General features: G+C 48.8%; 18 protein-coding genes and 1 pseudogene. 9 read left to right on the plus strand and 10 right to left on the minus strand.

Annotation, left to right across the window (positions count from 1 at the left end):
* Nucleotides 1-242 precede the first annotated feature (242 nt).
* Entirely contained in the window at nucleotides 243-1616 is a 1374-nt protein-coding gene (gdhA, locus tag PRIO_RS15375) for an NADP-specific glutamate dehydrogenase (protein WP_039790913.1), read from the plus strand.
* 139 nt (nucleotides 1617-1755) lie between these two features.
* Here the strand turns inward: gdhA and PRIO_RS15380 are convergent, their stop codons facing one another.
* Nucleotides 1756-2739 (minus strand): diaminopimelate dehydrogenase, encoded by a 984-nt coding sequence (locus PRIO_RS15380; protein WP_020433277.1) that lies wholly within the window; start codon nucleotides 2737-2739, stop codon nucleotides 1756-1758.
* A gap of 377 nt (nucleotides 2740-3116) precedes the next feature.
* Between PRIO_RS15380 and PRIO_RS15385 the strand changes: the two genes are divergently transcribed.
* Entirely contained in the window at nucleotides 3117-4031 is a 915-nt protein-coding gene (locus PRIO_RS15385; RefSeq protein WP_046503305.1) for a class I SAM-dependent methyltransferase, read from the plus strand.
* A gap of 18 nt (nucleotides 4032-4049) precedes the next feature.
* Here PRIO_RS15385 and PRIO_RS36780 read toward each other — a convergent pair whose 3' ends face one another.
* The 4 genes and pseudogenes from PRIO_RS36780 to PRIO_RS36795 form a co-directional block, all read right to left on the minus strand.
* Nucleotides 4050-4610 (minus strand): hypothetical protein, encoded by a 561-nt coding sequence (locus tag PRIO_RS36780; RefSeq protein ID WP_051010699.1) that lies wholly within the window; start codon nucleotides 4608-4610, stop codon nucleotides 4050-4052.
* The gene (locus PRIO_RS36785; protein WP_231869905.1) at nucleotides 4573-4887 is read right to left on the minus strand and encodes a hypothetical protein; all 315 of its coding nucleotides are present in this window, start codon (nucleotides 4885-4887) and stop codon (nucleotides 4573-4575) included. The genes PRIO_RS36780 and PRIO_RS36785 overlap by 38 nt, the downstream gene beginning before the upstream one ends.
* A gap of 38 nt (nucleotides 4888-4925) precedes the next feature.
* Complete coding sequence (locus PRIO_RS36790) at nucleotides 4926-5300, minus strand: MFS transporter (RefSeq protein ID WP_231869906.1); 375 nt, start codon at nucleotides 5298-5300, stop codon at nucleotides 4926-4928.
* A 181-nt stretch (nucleotides 5301-5481) separates the two neighbouring features.
* Nucleotides 5482-5672 (minus strand): annotated as a pseudogene (locus tag PRIO_RS36795) (preprotein translocase subunit SecA); the annotation flags it as partial.
* A gap of 331 nt (nucleotides 5673-6003) precedes the next feature.
* On the opposite strand from PRIO_RS36795, the gene PRIO_RS15395 reads away from it, so the two are divergent.
* The 3 genes from PRIO_RS15395 (at nucleotide 6004) to PRIO_RS36080 (ending at nucleotide 8245) form a co-directional block, all read left to right on the plus strand.
* Nucleotides 6004-7077 carry an alpha/beta hydrolase gene (locus PRIO_RS15395; RefSeq protein WP_167345624.1) on the plus strand — a complete coding sequence of 358 codons (1074 nt, stop codon included), beginning with the start codon at nucleotides 6004-6006 and terminating at the stop codon, nucleotides 7075-7077.
* A 155-nt stretch (nucleotides 7078-7232) separates the two neighbouring features.
* Nucleotides 7233-7949, plus strand: coding sequence for a sensor domain-containing protein (locus PRIO_RS15400; RefSeq protein WP_020433280.1), 717 nt, complete (start codon nucleotides 7233-7235; stop codon nucleotides 7947-7949).
* Between the two features lie 5 nt (nucleotides 7950-7954).
* Nucleotides 7955-8245, plus strand: a complete 291-nt coding sequence (locus PRIO_RS36080; protein ID WP_167345564.1) for a hypothetical protein — start codon at nucleotides 7955-7957, stop codon at nucleotides 8243-8245.
* Nucleotides 8246-8252: 7 nt separating this feature from the next.
* Here PRIO_RS36080 and PRIO_RS15410 read toward each other — a convergent pair whose 3' ends face one another.
* Nucleotides 8253-8879: a DUF975 family protein gene (locus PRIO_RS15410; RefSeq protein WP_231869907.1), complete on the minus strand. Its 627-nt coding sequence runs from the start codon at nucleotides 8877-8879 to the stop codon at nucleotides 8253-8255.
* 546 nt (nucleotides 8880-9425) lie between these two features.
* Between PRIO_RS15410 and PRIO_RS15415 the strand changes: the two genes are divergently transcribed.
* The 3 genes from PRIO_RS15415 (at nucleotide 9426) to PRIO_RS15425 (ending at nucleotide 11159) form a co-directional block, all read left to right on the plus strand.
* The gene (locus PRIO_RS15415; RefSeq protein ID WP_020433283.1) at nucleotides 9426-10079 is read left to right on the plus strand and encodes a TetR/AcrR family transcriptional regulator; all 654 of its coding nucleotides are present in this window, start codon (nucleotides 9426-9428) and stop codon (nucleotides 10077-10079) included.
* Nucleotides 10080-10149: 70 nt separating this feature from the next.
* Entirely contained in the window at nucleotides 10150-10569 is a 420-nt protein-coding gene (locus PRIO_RS15420; protein WP_020433284.1) for an SRPBCC family protein, read from the plus strand.
* Complete coding sequence (locus PRIO_RS15425) at nucleotides 10566-11159, plus strand: NAD(P)H-dependent oxidoreductase (protein WP_020433286.1); 594 nt, start codon at nucleotides 10566-10568, stop codon at nucleotides 11157-11159. Before PRIO_RS15420 ends, PRIO_RS15425 begins: the two co-directional genes overlap by 4 nt.
* A gap of 307 nt (nucleotides 11160-11466) precedes the next feature.
* Here the strand turns inward: PRIO_RS15425 and PRIO_RS15430 are convergent, their stop codons facing one another.
* The 3 genes from PRIO_RS15430 to PRIO_RS15440 all read right to left on the minus strand — a co-directional run bounded on the left by PRIO_RS15430 (nucleotide 11467) and on the right by PRIO_RS15440 (nucleotide 13621).
* Nucleotides 11467-12345: a sulfurtransferase gene (locus PRIO_RS15430; RefSeq protein WP_020433288.1), complete on the minus strand. Its 879-nt coding sequence runs from the start codon at nucleotides 12343-12345 to the stop codon at nucleotides 11467-11469.
* Nucleotides 12346-12434: 89 nt separating this feature from the next.
* Nucleotides 12435-13136: a zf-HC2 domain-containing protein gene (locus PRIO_RS15435; RefSeq protein WP_020433290.1), complete on the minus strand. Its 702-nt coding sequence runs from the start codon at nucleotides 13134-13136 to the stop codon at nucleotides 12435-12437.
* Complete coding sequence (locus PRIO_RS15440) at nucleotides 13133-13621, minus strand: RNA polymerase sigma factor (protein WP_020433296.1); 489 nt, start codon at nucleotides 13619-13621, stop codon at nucleotides 13133-13135. Before PRIO_RS15440 ends, PRIO_RS15435 begins: the two co-directional genes overlap by 4 nt.
* Before the next feature lie 57 nt (nucleotides 13622-13678).
* Between PRIO_RS15440 and PRIO_RS15445 the strand changes: the two genes are divergently transcribed.
* Nucleotides 13679-14704 carry a phosphotransferase gene (locus PRIO_RS15445; protein WP_046503311.1) on the plus strand — a complete coding sequence of 342 codons (1026 nt, stop codon included), beginning with the start codon at nucleotides 13679-13681 and terminating at the stop codon, nucleotides 14702-14704.
* Nucleotides 14705-14807: 103 nt separating this feature from the next.
* On the opposite strand, the gene PRIO_RS15450 is transcribed toward PRIO_RS15445, so the two are convergent.
* Complete coding sequence (locus PRIO_RS15450) at nucleotides 14808-15197, minus strand: hypothetical protein (protein ID WP_046503314.1); 390 nt, start codon at nucleotides 15195-15197, stop codon at nucleotides 14808-14810.
* Nucleotides 15198-15251 lie beyond the last annotated feature (54 nt).

The following is a 15251-nucleotide window of genomic DNA, read 5'->3' on the forward strand; positions in this document are numbered from 1 at the left end:
ATTACCATATTGGGCTGTAGGAGATACAGCTTTATACGATGACTGTAGAGACAAATTTCCGGGAATTCTTCCATCTGGTGTGAGATTTATAGAATTATTTAATTGCCCGCTAAAAAATAATTGATTGGCAAAATCATGTAAGGTTCGATAATATTCTCTTTAAAATTCTTATTAAATTTTTCTATATACTTGTGAATAATATGATTTGCAAGCCACAACTTAGTTAGAGGGAGTGTTATGAAGTGTCAATTGCTGTTTCAGGATCATCATCAGCAGCTGCTGAATATGTACAGGGAATTTATAATCAGGTGATCACCCGGGACCCTCATGAACGGGAATTCCATCAAGCTGTCAAAGAAATTCTGGATACACTCGTTCCTGTATTGGCCCGGCATCCCCGCTATAGGGAGCATGGTATTCTGGAGCGTATGGTCGAGCCGGAACGCAGCATAACCTTCCGCGTGCCATGGGTGGACGATGCCGGCACCATACAGGTCAACCGGGGGTATCGCATTCAGTTCAACAGCGCCATTGGCCCCTACAAAGGAGGCATCCGTTTCCATCCTTCGGTGTATTCCGGTATCATTAAATTTCTGGGCTTTGAGCAGATCTTCAAAAACGCACTTACCGGCTTGTCCATCGGCGGTGGCAAAGGCGGCTCGGATTTCGATCCCAAAGGAAAATCGGATCAGGAAATCATGCGCTTTACCCAAAGCTTCATGACAGAGCTTTACCGGCATATCGGCCCGGATAGCGACGTTCCGGCTGGCGATATCGGAGTCGGTGCGCGCGAGATCGGATACATGTTTGGACAATACAAACGGATACGCGGAGGGCATGAAGCGGGTGTGCTCACCGGAAAAGGCCTGCAGTACGGCGGAAGTCTGGCGCGGAAAGAGGCTACGGGCTACGGCTGCGTCTACTTCGTTCAAGAGATGCTGGCAGCAAAAGGTCTTGGATTCCGGGACAACCGGGTTGTCGTATCCGGTTCAGGCAACGTGTCCATCTATGCCATCGAGAAAGCACAGCAAATGGGAGCGAGCGTTGTGGCCTGCAGTGATTCGGGCGGATATATATATGACCCGCTGGGCATTAATCTGGAAACGGTAAAAAGACTGAAAGAAACCCAGCAGCTCCGGATCAGCGAATACGTCAAAATCCACCCACATGCGGAGTATTTTGCAGGCTGCGCCGGGATTTGGAATCTGCCCTGCGATATCGCGCTTCCCTGCGCAACACAGAACGAGCTGGACGAAGACGCAGCCCGGAAACTGATAAATAACGGAGTCAAGGCGATCGGTGAAGGAGCTAACATGCCGTCTACACTCCAAGCCATCCAGCTGTTCCTTGACAATGCGGTATTGTTTGCACCGGCTAAAGCCGCTAACGCCGGGGGAGTGGCAGTCTCCGCGCTGGAGATGAGCCAAAACAGCATGCGTATAGCCTGGACGTTTGAAGAGGTTGACGAGAAGCTCCAGTCCATCATGAAAAATATATACCGCAGTGCAGTAGAGGCCGCTGAGGAATATGAGGTTCCCGGCAACCTTCTCGCCGGTGCTAATATTGCCGGATTCCTGCGGGTCGCCGATGCCATGCTGGCTCAGGGAATCGTCTAAAACCTGTCTTGGTACATAACCAATACAAAAATACGACCCGCAGGAGTACCGCTTCTATTCTATCGAAGCGGCTCTCCTGCGGGTCCGTTGTTGTTCATATGACTTTCATAGGCTGGCAGTACCTGCTTCTACCATAAGCCTACAGCAGCCCGCGGCGAAGCTCTTCTGCCGATTTAGGCGATAAATACCCGAGCGGAATATCGAATACCGTCTTAGCGCCCCGCTGACCTTCCTGGCTTAAACGGAATGCTGCTCTAGCGTAGGCAACCAGAACACTGGCCGTAAACTCAGGATTGCTCTCCAGCTTCAGGCCGAATTCAGCGATTTGTTTGCTTCCATTGCCGGATACACCGCTGCGGATCACAAACCCGCCATGCGGCATACCGGAATGCTCCGCTGCAAGCTGTTCTTGAGTGATGAAGGTTACAGTCGTATCATAGTCAGCGAAGTAATTCGGCATGTTCACAATGGCTTTCCGGATTTGTTCCCGGTCGGCATCTTCCTGCGCTACAACAAAACAATCTCTGCGGTGTTTCTGGCGGGTTTCCAGCTTCGGAGTGTCTCCAGCCCGGATGCCGTCAATTACAGCTTGTACTGGCACGGTGTATTGAACGCCGGCTTTCACACCCGGCACGCGGCGGATCGCATCGGAGTGGCCCTGGCTGACACCAGGCCCCCAGAATGTATATTCCTGCCCTTCGGGCAGCACAGCTTCCATCAGTAGCCGGTTCATGGAGAACAGGCCTGGGTCCCAGCCTGTTGAGATCACACTTAAGCGTCCTCCGCCAAGAGCGGCCTGATTAACAGATTGGAAAAATTCCGGAATTTTGGCATGCGTGTCGAAGCTGTCAACCGTATTGAACATTGCTGCCAGCTGCGGAGTCTGTTCCGGCAGGTCAGTTGCTGAACCGCCGCATAGAATCATTACGTCGATACGGCCTATGTATTGATCTGCCGCAGAAATATGCTCAAAGTGAACGCCGGGGGGAGTTTGAAGCTGCTGCGGGTCTCTGCGCGTGAATATCGCCACAAGCTCCATGTCAGGATTTTGTGCGATCGCCTGGTGTACCCCTCTGCCCAAATTGCCATACCCTGAAATGCCTACTTTTATTGTTGTGTTCACAATTATCCTCCTTCGCCGGAGCTGATCTCCGGAATGTAATGAGTCTCTGTCTAAATTATAAGTATATAGACATTACACGAAATGTAAACAACGGAGAGGCGGCAGGCTGTTATCCAGCATAGCCGTTTTCTCTGTCCTATGAGGATTGGACTGTCTGGAAGTTGGATGTTCTAACCGCAAAGAAGCATAAGCAGCCCTAGGCTTGCTTATGCTTCTTTGCGGTGAATATTCTGTAAGGCTTAAAAAAAACGCCTGTATTGTGGCGGAAATGTGAATTTTATAAATTTACACCTTATATTATACCATAAAATTACATAAAAATCAAGTATTGTTTCACGTACAAGCTGAATGGTACAACTGAAAGGAGGTGAAGGATAATGAAAAATGAAAGTTTTACTGCACTCGTCAGCGCGTTCTCCAGGGCATATCATGCGGAGCATAATCAGATCAAAATTTTTGATGATTCACTTGCCAGACAATTGTTAACCAAGGAGGAATATGAGGGGATTGCCAGCAGCATGTCACAAGGGATTGCCTTCTTTCAGCCGGAATTTGCAGGTACACAAGAGCAGGCACTGCGCAGAGTCGTTGACCACCAGCTCTCCCCGTCGCCGCTTGGCAGGGCTGCATTTGCTGAACAGGCCCTTGAGGTTTCCGCTATGCATGGTGCAAGGCAATATTTGATATTCGCGGCGGGGTATGATACCTTTGCTTACCGGCAGCCGGAGTGGGCAGCAAAGCTGCAAATTTTTGAAATAGATCATCCTGCCACAGCTGATGACAAACGCAGACGTGTATCGGCTCTGAACCCTACTAAGCCATCCAATCTGCATTATATTTCATTCGATTTCAACGAACAGGACTTGCAGAAACGGTTGCTGGACTGCCGTGCTTTTGACCCGGGTGTAATCAGCTTCTGCAGCTTGCTGGGCATCACCTACTATTTGTCCAAAGATGTATTTAAACATTTCTTGGCAACCATCACGAAACTACTTCCTGGCGGCAGCAGTATTGTCTTTGATTATCCCGATGAGCATACATTCACTCCCAGCGCCAAAGAACGCACGCAGAAGCAGGTAATGATGGCCGCGCGCGCAGGTGAGCCGATGCAGGCATGCTATTCCTATGAGGAACTGGAACGCATGCTGGAAGACGTTAACTTATTGATCTATCAGCATTTTACACCGGACCAAATTACCGGTCAGCTGTTTAAGGCCTATAATGACAGCCAGCCTGCTCACCCGATCAGGGCGTTCGATAATGTAAATTATTGCTTGGCGGTTAAACGGTAATTGTGTGTGTTTTCAAAATCAGGTGTGGACCTGTTGCGGAAGACCGCTATTCCGGTCAGTTCGTCTGCGGTAAAGATGCAGCAGCATATAGGAGATTGCAAATGCAGCTGTAACCAGCCATAAAGGAATGCTTGGGTCCAGCTTGTATGCCCAGCCGCCGATGATGCCTGCCGGTGCTGTAAACAACAGGATCAGCACGGACAGCATGGAGAAGATTTTGGCCCAATTATCGTCGTCAATGGCGTTCTGCACGGCAGCTTCCAGATAAGGAGAGCTGATCATCAGTCCCACTGCCGCCAATATGGTGCTTAACCCTATCCACAGAAGGCTGGATGAAGGGTACAACACCAGCATAACATCCGATAGGGAGGAGAGCCCAAAACCTGCCAACATGGAGCGATTGGCACTCTGGTCCGGGATTTTGGGCATTAGCAGCCAGAGGGTCAGCAGCATGATTACAGAGGAAACGGCCGGAAACAGAGAGATGATCCCGCTGTCGGCCGCAAATAATCTGCCAGATACAGCGATAGGTAGGTGGTCTTCAGCGTTGCCTGGAAGTTGAACAGGATGTACAGCCAAAGATCAGCAGCAGGCTGCTGTCAGCCCACAGCTCACGGAAAGCGCCGCCATATTCGACCATACTCTTCTTGGGGCCCGGCTCACGTGTGTCCAGACGTTTTTTGATCCCGGCTTCGGTTTCGCGGGTGGTTAAATGACGGCCTACGAACTGAAAGGTCATGAAAAGAAATGCGAGCACATACATGATTCTCATGCCCTGAACCATTCCGTAATGATTCACAAGGAGGCCGCCCAGCGGGGCGAACAACCCACCGATGACACTAATGATTTGCAGCAATGTGAACACATAAGTCCGGTCTGCTGGCCGGGTGTCTTCTACAATGAGGCAGTAAAAAGCAATATGCGGCACACGCTGAAAGCTGTTGATACCGCGGCCGCCACAAAAAACCACAGGTTCTGTGAAAAAGCCCATAATAAAGTAGCCAGGCTCCAGCTCAGCAGATCAAAATATAAAATAGCCCGCTTGCGTCCCAGCCGGTCAGTTAAATACCCGCTGAACAAAGAAGAGAACACCTGCACGATCAGACCTATGGTGGTGACCCAGCCTATATTCAACTCCGTCATTCCCAACTCGTACATATAAAGGGTGACATAGGTGGAGAACATGCTGAAAGGAATCAGAAAAAATGGCTCAAAGGCCAGGCATCCCCGGCTGTTTCCCTGCAGCCGGGGAAAGAATGGTTTTGTCATAACGTACGTAATCCTCCGGATTGTCTTATGATTAAGCAAGGTCCAAACTATTAAATGATAATTATATGATAATCTGTACAGATCTACAATGTGATATCTCCAACACACAAAGCCCGCGTCCTGCGTGGGCTTTGTGCTATTCCCCGGTGGAAATAGGAGGGCTTATAGTTGAATGATCTGTACCGCCGAGCCGGATGTCGACGCCGCGTCCCGTCATGTTTGTAGACACCGTCACGGCGCAGGTTTCTCCCGCTTTGGCGAAGACGTCGGCATGGCAGACTCCTAGATGCTTGACGTACCAATGAGAAATGGACGTCCCGCCCTATGGATGTACGTGATTTCTTGTACAAGCCCCTTGAGTTTGGCTTTTTTTGAATAGGCAGATGAAATCGTTTGCGCTAAAATAAGAGATATGAAATTGGTTTGAGAGAAGTCATCCAGGATGTAGAAGAAGAGAAGCTATGAAAGATTTTTGAACAATTGCTGGGCAAGAACTCGGAACTGGTCGTTAAGGTCGGCGTAGAGGTATAGCAATAACCTCTTGAATAAGGGACACGGCGCGGATACTGTGAATTTGAAGACTCTGCAATTGATGAAAGCGTTTAAACTATGAAGCGGAGGCGATTAGATGATCAAGAATTGGATTTACAAGTACAGTTGCTGGGGACTTATAGCTTTATTAATGTTAGCGCTCACAGGTTGTATGAAAGAACAGGAGCCAACCGCTGTTCAGCCTTCGCCAACCCTTGAGGGAAATACTGCTCCTGATGAAACCAAAGGTACAGTGAGCATAGAGAAGCTCGGGGAACGGAGAATCTTTGTTTACCTGCCGCCTGGCTATGAAACCGGCAAAGACCGTTATCCTGTAGTGTATATGAACGACGGGCGGAGTGTGTTCAATACAGGCACCAGTTCTTTTAATAAAGAGTGGCTGGTTGACAAGAAGGTAGACCAGCTTGTTAACGACGGGAAGATGGAGAAGGTCATTGTAATTGCAGTCGATGCAGGCGAAGGCTCAGACCGGGGGAATGAGTATGTCCCTTTCCCTAATGATTCTATTCCTACGGATGGAACCGGGGCGGAGAAATTTACCCGCTATTTTATTGAAACCGTCATTCCCTTTGCGGATTCAACATACAGAACGATCCCAGACAGGGACCACCGGATGATCATGGGATCGTCATTTGGCGGAGTGCAGGCGTTCTGGATGGGTTATCACCATCCCGAGACTTTCTCGATGATCGGTGCGCTGTCCGCCTCCACATGGGTAGCTAACGGACAAGCGTATGACGATTGGGTGCAAGAAACCGGGAAGCCGGATGTGAAGATTTGGCTGGACATGGGAGCTAAGGAAGAAATGGTAATCGATCCACTGGTAGATTTACTTTTATCGAAGGGATTTAAATATGGGCAGGATTCATTTTTTCAGATGGATCCTATTGGTGAGCATGACGAGATTTCCTGGTCCAGACGAGTACATAATCCGCTTATCATGTTCGCTGGGAAAGCACCCGCTCAAGCGGTCAAGCTGGAAGTAAGCGACTATTTGTCAATTTCAGGGATGGGAAAATCTTATCTCCGCCTCAATCCGGTAGCAACCATGGATAATGGAATGGATTATTCTGTCTCCTCCGAAGCCTCATACAAGGTGCTGAATCCTGAGGTTGGACGGGTGGATCCATCAGGGAAAGTGACCTTTTTGAAGCAGGAAGATTTGCGTGTTGAAGTTACATATCAAGGGATGACCCAGTTGTATGACATAGATAATGATCGTTAGGCAATAAAATATGATAGCGTGACTTTTTTCTGGAACAAATACCTAAACAAATCCTAGCCTTTGGTCTGGTATGGCTCCAGTCCGAAGACTGTTTTGAACCTTCTCTTTACCACGTATAATGATGATTAAGTGAAAAACGTGAGAGGAAGGACAATATGAACAATAAAGTGTACACTATGCCGATTGGAGCGCAAGAATCGGTGCAGATTCCAGTACAATCACAATCTAAACCTCGCAAAGGTGGAACAAGTCCCAAGATATTCCGAAGCATTATGTATTTTATAATATCTTTGCCGCTAACCATTGTATATTTCGTATTTATGGTGACAGGGCTGGCGTTGTCCATTGGGTTAACACCTGTTTTCATCGGAATCCCCTTATTTTTTGCAGTAGCAAAGGGAATGGATTACATCGTACAATTTGAGCAAGAGCTAGTAAGATCGTTGCTGGATATTCCGAGACCAAGTGAAGAACACCGATCGAATATGCAGGTGGAGGGAGCGGGCTTCCTGCAACGAATGAAGTTAGGTTTTCATGCTGAGAAGTTTGCACGTAACATCATGCTGATCATGGGCCGGTTCGTATCCAGCATTGTTTTCTTTTCACTTATGATAGCTGTGGTAGCGGCTGCAATCGGCCTGATTACACTGCCTGTGCTACATCAGATTTTTCTGCAAACAATGGATTTGAATATTCTGGAGAATAGTGTGTTTGCCTTGTTCCAAATCGACTGGACATTATCTCAGCAATATATTTCTTATGTCGTAGCAGGGTTTGTAGTTGCTTTGATCGCAAATTGGGTAATTCGCAAGCTTATGGATATACAACGTAGAATGCTGTTCGTATCCTATGATGATGGACAGCAGTATTAAATTTAATGAAACGTATTGCTGGATTAGTAGGTATTGCTGAAACAGTAAAAGAAGAGAGCAGCGATTCTCCTGTTAGTGGAGGATCGCTGCTCTGCGTTTTTACAGCTTGCGTTGCCCGCTTCCTTGGCAAGCTTCCATACCTTGCCTTGCGGCTTGTCCCGGAAGCTGCTCAAGCTGATATCCCAATATACCTTTCCGCTGTGCGTATTCAAGATTCGGCAATCGGCATTAAACTCCATATCTTTGCCGGTTTGAGGGTCCGCCATATTTGTTCCTCTCCATTTTACTTATGGTGAAGTGATTCTAAAAATAGGGTATCTGTGCCAGCCGGAGCTCGTGCTCTGTTGTCAAATTATACACAAGCGCATTATGGCGTAATTCTAAGTAAAGCTCAGCCTTCGTGGCATTGATATAGGGCTGGACAAATAAGACGCCAATGCCAAGTGCCAGCAGGCCAAGCAGAATCCAGCCAAGAAAACTCAAGTCAAGCACAAACATGCGGAACTTATGTCCGTGTGTCATTTGCTTGCTTAATTCCACTGCACGGTTATACCCGATGTTTGGATTGTCCGCAAGGATGTATGGGACCTGACTGTACGCATAGGATTTTACTATTCCTGGAATGATCAACAGCAGGAACCATAAAAAATTCAAAAAACCTCTCCAGAGCATGGTAAGAACGATAGCCCAATACCGGTCCTTATTAAACGCATAGCCGATATTGCCCATTCGTACTTCGCCTTCGGCAGATTGCTTGAAATACCGCATTGAACCTACTGTAAGAGGAGAACCGATCAGGATATGAAATGCAATTCCAAGTATTGCGATGATGCTAACTATGAATAATACGAGTACAAGAAAAGGCCATAACACGCCCCAATCGAAATCCAGGCCGGAGCCGGGCAGTTCTGAACGGGTTGATGATCTCAAATTATTTAAGCTTGGGAGACCTGAGCCTTCTCCGAGAATGACCAGAATTAAACTCACCACAAAAGCCTTCCAATACGATGTGCGGAGTACATCCTTAGCCCTTCGCTTTATTTCCGTACGTTCCCACATAAAATAACCACTCTCCTCATTTGCATTATGTACTTCGTCTTACAATAGATACCATAGAATATGTCATAAGACAAACTATTAATTACTATAACTTTTGGTGTGGACTGAAGATTGCAGCACTCTGTACAAACCTTTCATCGATAAAGTCCAACACAAAAAGCCCGCGTCTGACGCGGGCTCTGCCTATTTACTCTTCCCCTGTAGCCACCGGATTCTCCTCATAAGAAATCCAATCGCTCCAGCTTCTTATCCCCCCACGAACCCCCATGCTTGAATAGTTCCAAGAAAATAAAAAGTAGGGGGTTGGAGCAGCGCGGCAAGACCGATACTTTTCCTTGCGATCATGTTTTACGTTTTCCATCGGGATTATTGTAACGTATACTGTTAATAAAAAATCATAACAAGGTGTGTGATGACATGTCTCCCCGCACAAAGAAACAGAACGAGTTAATTCGCGAGCAACGCAAGCAAGAGATTCTGCAAGCGGCCATCCATGTGTATGTGACAAAAGGCTATGCGGCTACGACTTTGGGCGATATTGCTGTTCAGGCCGGTCTTGCGCATGGTCTGGTCTATTACTACTTCAAGAATAAAAAGCAGCTTTTCCGCGAGCTGTACGAATACATGATGGAGCAATCCCTCCGCTACACGACGGCTTACTTCGAACAGGATCTGCCGGTAATGGCGCAATTCAAAAATTATGCCACGATCGTCTGCGAGCGCGTGATTAAGGATCCCCAGACCCAGCGCTTCTATATGCGGATCAGCCTCGATCTCCACCATCTCTATGAGCCCGGAGAATTGTCCCCCTTTGATTGGATGAAGAGCTTCGTCAAGCCAATGGCGCAAGCGATCGATCGAGGCATTCGACAAGGCGTTATCCGTCAGGGGGACGCCAACCTAATGGCTATGCAATTCTGGGGAGCCATCTCTCAAGGAATGAATTATCTGGATCAGCTGCTTCAGGAGCTTGCCGCTCAAGGCCTGACGGAGACGGAAGCGAACGGAGCCGTGAACGATAAATTCAACCAGGTCGCCGAATCGGCCATTTCATTTTTCAAGCTGGACTAAACCACTTACACTTTAAAGTTGACTAATAACTCAATCAAAAATATAATGAGGCTCAAGGAGAGTGATCATTTTGTCAACGATTCGTAAGGAAATTCTGATTGAGGCCCCGCCCGAGCAGGTATGGGATGCCGTCAGCGACATTGGCGCCGTCCATTATCGTCTGGTTCCCGGCTATACCGAGAACACGCTGGTGGACGGATACGAAAGAACCCTTCTCCTGCCAAATGGCGGCATGACGCGCGAGTACATCGTTTCCATCGATGATGAGGAACGCCGAATGGCGTACGCGGTGGTTGAAGGACGTATGCCCTTTTTGCATCATCATGCATCATTTCAAGTCTTCCCTCATGGCGACAACGGTGCCAAGCTCATCTGGATTACCGATTTTCTTCCGACGCATCTTGCTCCCGAGATCGAGGCACGTATCAAGCGCGGAGCGGAGGTTATGAAGGAGACGATTGAGGCTGAAGCGAAAGGGGGCGTTCGATGAGCATTCTGATCGTTGCCGCTCACCCGCGAATCGAACATTCGCGCGTCAATAAACGCTGGTTGTCGGAATTGCGCGGATACCCCGATCAGGTAACAGTTCATGAGTTATATAAGGCGTATCCCCATTTTACCATTCACGCAGAGAACGAACAGGACCTTGTCGCGCGGTATGACCGCATCGTGTTGCAGTTTCCCATCCAATGGTACAGTATGCCGGCTTTGCTCAAGCAATGGCTCGACGGCGTGTTTACGACATCTTGGTTGTACGAAACCGGGGGAAAAGCCGTTGCCGGTAAAGAACTTGTCCTGGCTATGTCCATTGGAGGCGATGAATCGACTTACCAATCAGGTGGTATGATCGGCTTTACGATCAGCGAGCTGATCCGACCTGTTCAAGTTTTTTCCAATCAAGTCGGGATGACCTTCCTGCCACATTATAAATTTTATGGAGCAAACAAGGCAACGGAAGACCAAATCGACAATAGTGCTCAACGTTACGTAGAACACATTACCTCTCCCGATCTGAATCCGGTCGTCGTTCGAAAACGCATGCTAGCCGAAATGATGAAGGCGAGTTCAAATCCCTCATAACGAGTATGAAAATACGGTTTATAGCAAGGATTTCGCAGATTCCCGGGAGGCCTCCCGCTCAGATGAATGACGCGATTGAACAATCCCTGTTCCACCACGTCAACTTTGTTTAGGGACATAGGCAAGGCTCTGAGTTCATTCAACAACCACCTGACCCGATTACCTTGCAGTGACTGACTTCGGAGTTCCTGCAACTGTTTTCCTCGACTTCTTGTTTGCAAACTGTTGATTGAAAAGCCAAAAGAGGGCCGCAACAGGTTACTTGCTCACAACCTGTCACAGCCCTCCAACCCGGTCCGACGCGGCCTTACGACTTTTCCTCTTCTCCCGTCGCAATCGGGTTCCCCTCATAACTAATCCAATCGCTCCAGCTTCCCGGATACAGCCGCACATTCTTGTACCCGGCCTTTTCCAGCGCCAGTACATTCGGGCAGGCGGTTACACCGGAGCCACAATAGACGATAATCTCAGCATCCTTGTCCAGCCCCGCGAAGTGTTCCTGCAGCTGCTCGGCACTTTTGACGCTTCCATCTGTATTCTGCGTGTTTTTCCAGAAAAAGTTGACCGCACCGGGGATATGTCCGGCTTTCTTATCCAAGGTCTCTTCAAGACCCAGGTAGCGTTCATGTGCACGTGAATCGATCAGAACGGGAAGGGCAGAGGAGGAAGCCGGAACGGCCGCCGCCGCCGATAGTTCCGAAATCCGGCGAACCTCATTGACATCCGCCAGCATCTGCGGCTGTACCTTGGGCTCGAAGCTGCTAGGCACCCGTACCGGCTGATGATCTGTGACCGGGAACTTCTCAGCCTTCCAGGCGCTGAAGCCGCCTTCCAGAATGAATACATTCTCATGCCCAAGGTAGCGCAGCAGCCACCAGAGCCGTGCTGCATTCATTCCGCTCTCGTCGTCATAAGCGACAATCCGGGAACCGTTCCCGATTCCGAGCTTTGCCAGGCGGGCAGCAAGCACCTGTGGGTCAGGGAGCGGGTGACGTCCGCCGTGTTCTCCCACCGGGCTTGACAAATCATGCTCCAGATCTAGATAAACGGCACCAGGGATATGCTCCTGTTCATAGCTCTCTCTTCCTGCTTCGGGTTTACCCAGTGTAAACCGGCAATCCACAATCGTCTGCTCCGGCTCATAGAGCCTGGCCAGCAGCCAGCGTTTGGTTACGGTAGCGTCCATAAGTATCCCTTCTTCCTTTGCTTTTATCAATATATGAAATTTATTATAGCGGAAAAATCGGAAGGCCCTCAAGAGATGCTCCGAATATTCTAATCCCGGTCCCTAAACTGAGCTTCAACGGCATCGGTTGCTGGCGGCAGCTGCATTCCTTGCTTCCAGATCAGAATAGGATTGTCATCCTTGGGGCCGTAATAGATGGCTTTAATCTGAGTGGAAGGGTCCGTATGGTTGGCATTTAATTGTTCGAGGTCGATCAATTCGTAGCTGTTGCCGAGCCCAAGCTCTGCATCTGTTTTGGTCTTAAAGACAGGCCGCATCGGAGTTATATAGAAGTTGCCGTTGCCTTCCGATTTACCGCTGATCTGATTCACCCGGTATCCATCGGTCAGCTTGACATGATATGCGATCTTCCCGTCCTTAAGTAGGCTTACATCGGAAATTTTGATAACACTGGAGGGGACCTGTGTAATATTCCAGCGGAATAAGCCAACATACCCTAAACCGATAACACCGCATATGGTTGTGGCAAGAAGCAGGCCTCTGGCAAATGCCGCAGCTCTGGAACGGTGCCAATATCCTTTGAAGTTTGCAAGTGCGGTGCTTTCCTGTTTGTTCTTTTCGATGACCTCAAAAGGCAGGCGGCTGCTCTGCTGCAGCTTGTGCAGGTCGGCAGTACAATGCTCGCAGGTCGCTAAATGGGCCTCGATGGATTTTCTGGTATCTGCACTGCACACTTCATCATAGTATAGCGGCAGCAAATCCCTGACGATTTCGCAGGATAGTTTATTCATCGGTTTTCCTCCATTAATAAATCTTGAATGATGTTTCGTGCGCGGTGAAAGGTAACTCTGGCCCAGCTTTCCGTTCTGCCAAAGACCTCACTGATATGGTCAAAGGACAGCTCTCCGAATACCCTCAACGTAAAGACTTCCTTATAAGGCTCTTTCAGACCGTGCAGCAGCTTATGGATTCGCAGGGCTTCTGTTTTGTCAATCAGCTTTTGTTCCATCGAGAGGCTGTTTCCCTGCATTATTTCCTGCGGGTTGCCCAGATCGCGTTTTTGTTTGTCCATATACTTGAAGTAGGTGTTTTTGGCGATTTGACACAGCCAGACGCTGATTTTACAATTGCCTTTGAACTGGTCGATATTTTTCACTGCTTTTACAAAGGTTTCTTGCGTAATCTCCTCGGCAATCTGTTGATCTCTGCTTAGAGACAACGCAAATAAGTATACATCCTGAAAATATTGCTCGTAGATTTGCTCTACATCGGCCACATGTTCACCACCTTACATATATAAGACCCGGTTGAGGGAGATTCGTTACAAAAACAAATAACAGAGGGGCATAAGCCTACGGATACTATTGTAAGCCAGGTTTGGCCGGAGTGGAATGGAACGCTGAGAAAGCGGAGCGGCGGCTGGAATAATACAACTTATTTTGTGGAAAATAGTGCCCATCGCGCCGTGCTGCGGATTTATGATACGCACAGGGACAGAGACAAGATCGAATTCGAGCACGCCGTGCTGCAAAAGCTGGGAAACCTGTCATTACCCTTTAAAGTTCCTGTACCGGTCTCAACCCCGGCTGGAGAAACCTTGGTTAAACTCAAGGATGCCGACGGTAAATTCGCCTGCTTGTTCCATTACATAGAAGGAGATTCACCTGCAGAGGAGGAGGCGGGCTATTTCGAATCCTTTGGCGAGACGGCAGGGTTCTTATCTGCTGTTCTGGCTGATCTAAGGCCCGGTCTGATTCCGGTGTACCGTCCCTATTACGAGCTCCGGCAGGCATATCCGCTATGTAGTGATGCAGCAATTCAGGAGCTGTGTCTGAATCCGCCCCGCCCTTTTTCCGGTCTTGCCCAAGAGCTGAAGCTGCTGTACGCAGCCTATGACCAAATCGCTGATTCTCTGGCAGGACTCAAGGAGCTTCCGCATCAACTGGTGCACGGTGATTTGAACGCATCGAATTTGCTGCTGGAGACTTCAGATCACCGGCAAGTAGCCGCGCTGCTTGATTTTGAATTCTGCACCTATGATGTGCGGGCTATGGAGCCTGCGGTTATTCTGTCCGGGCTGCTGGGCCAAGAAGAAAAGACGACGGTCCGGGATTTCTGCCGTGGCTTCAGCCGCCGGGTCCGGCTCTCCGAAGCCGAAATCAACGCGGTCCCGGTGCTGATGCTGCTTAGAAAAGTTGATGTGTTCCTCCATTTTGTCACCCGTTATCTGGAGGGCACGGATGAAGTACATGTGCTGCAAGAGCAAGTGAAGCTGCTGTCTGAAGATGTAAGTCAGCTGACTGCTCAAACATCAGCAGTGCTGGAGATCCTGAGCGGGGAGCAAGAGCAAGATTGCTGACGCGGATTCTTGCTTGAGCTCTGCCGGAAATTCTGTCCAAAAACAGCAAGGGCTGACCCAAGCAGCCATCTTATGGCTTCGGGTCAGCCCCCGGCAAGGCTGCTTAAACGGTAGTGATAGCTTTCCAGTCGCCAAACGGGAAGGTTTGTTCAGGCACAATAAAACCGTTAACGTCCCTGCCTGCGGCGTAAAGGGAGACATCACTTACAAACCCGGCTGCGCCGGGGGATGAAACGGTAATCGTGTAATTCGCTACAGTAGTAGGAATAACAAGAGTAACCACCCCCCTCGGAGCTGCAATCGCAAACGTTGTTGTGAAATACAACGTTTCAACCAATCCTTCCGGACCAGCATCAGTAATGCTGTAAGCATTAACTACGATAGGTTCCAATCTTGCTGCGGTTGTGTTTGTAATGCGCAGCTGAACGAACGTAGAGATCAATGCGAGTGTCGGGTCGAGATTGGAAACTGCACCGATTGTATAGATGGCCATAATGGCACCTCCTTCTCTTTTAGATAAGATAGTATATGCAAATTTGATAGAGTG

The sequence above is a fragment of the Paenibacillus riograndensis SBR5 genome, assembly GCF_000981585.1.
In the GTDB taxonomy this organism is placed as follows: Bacteria; Bacillota; Bacilli; order Paenibacillales; family Paenibacillaceae; genus Paenibacillus_AQ; species Paenibacillus_AQ riograndensis.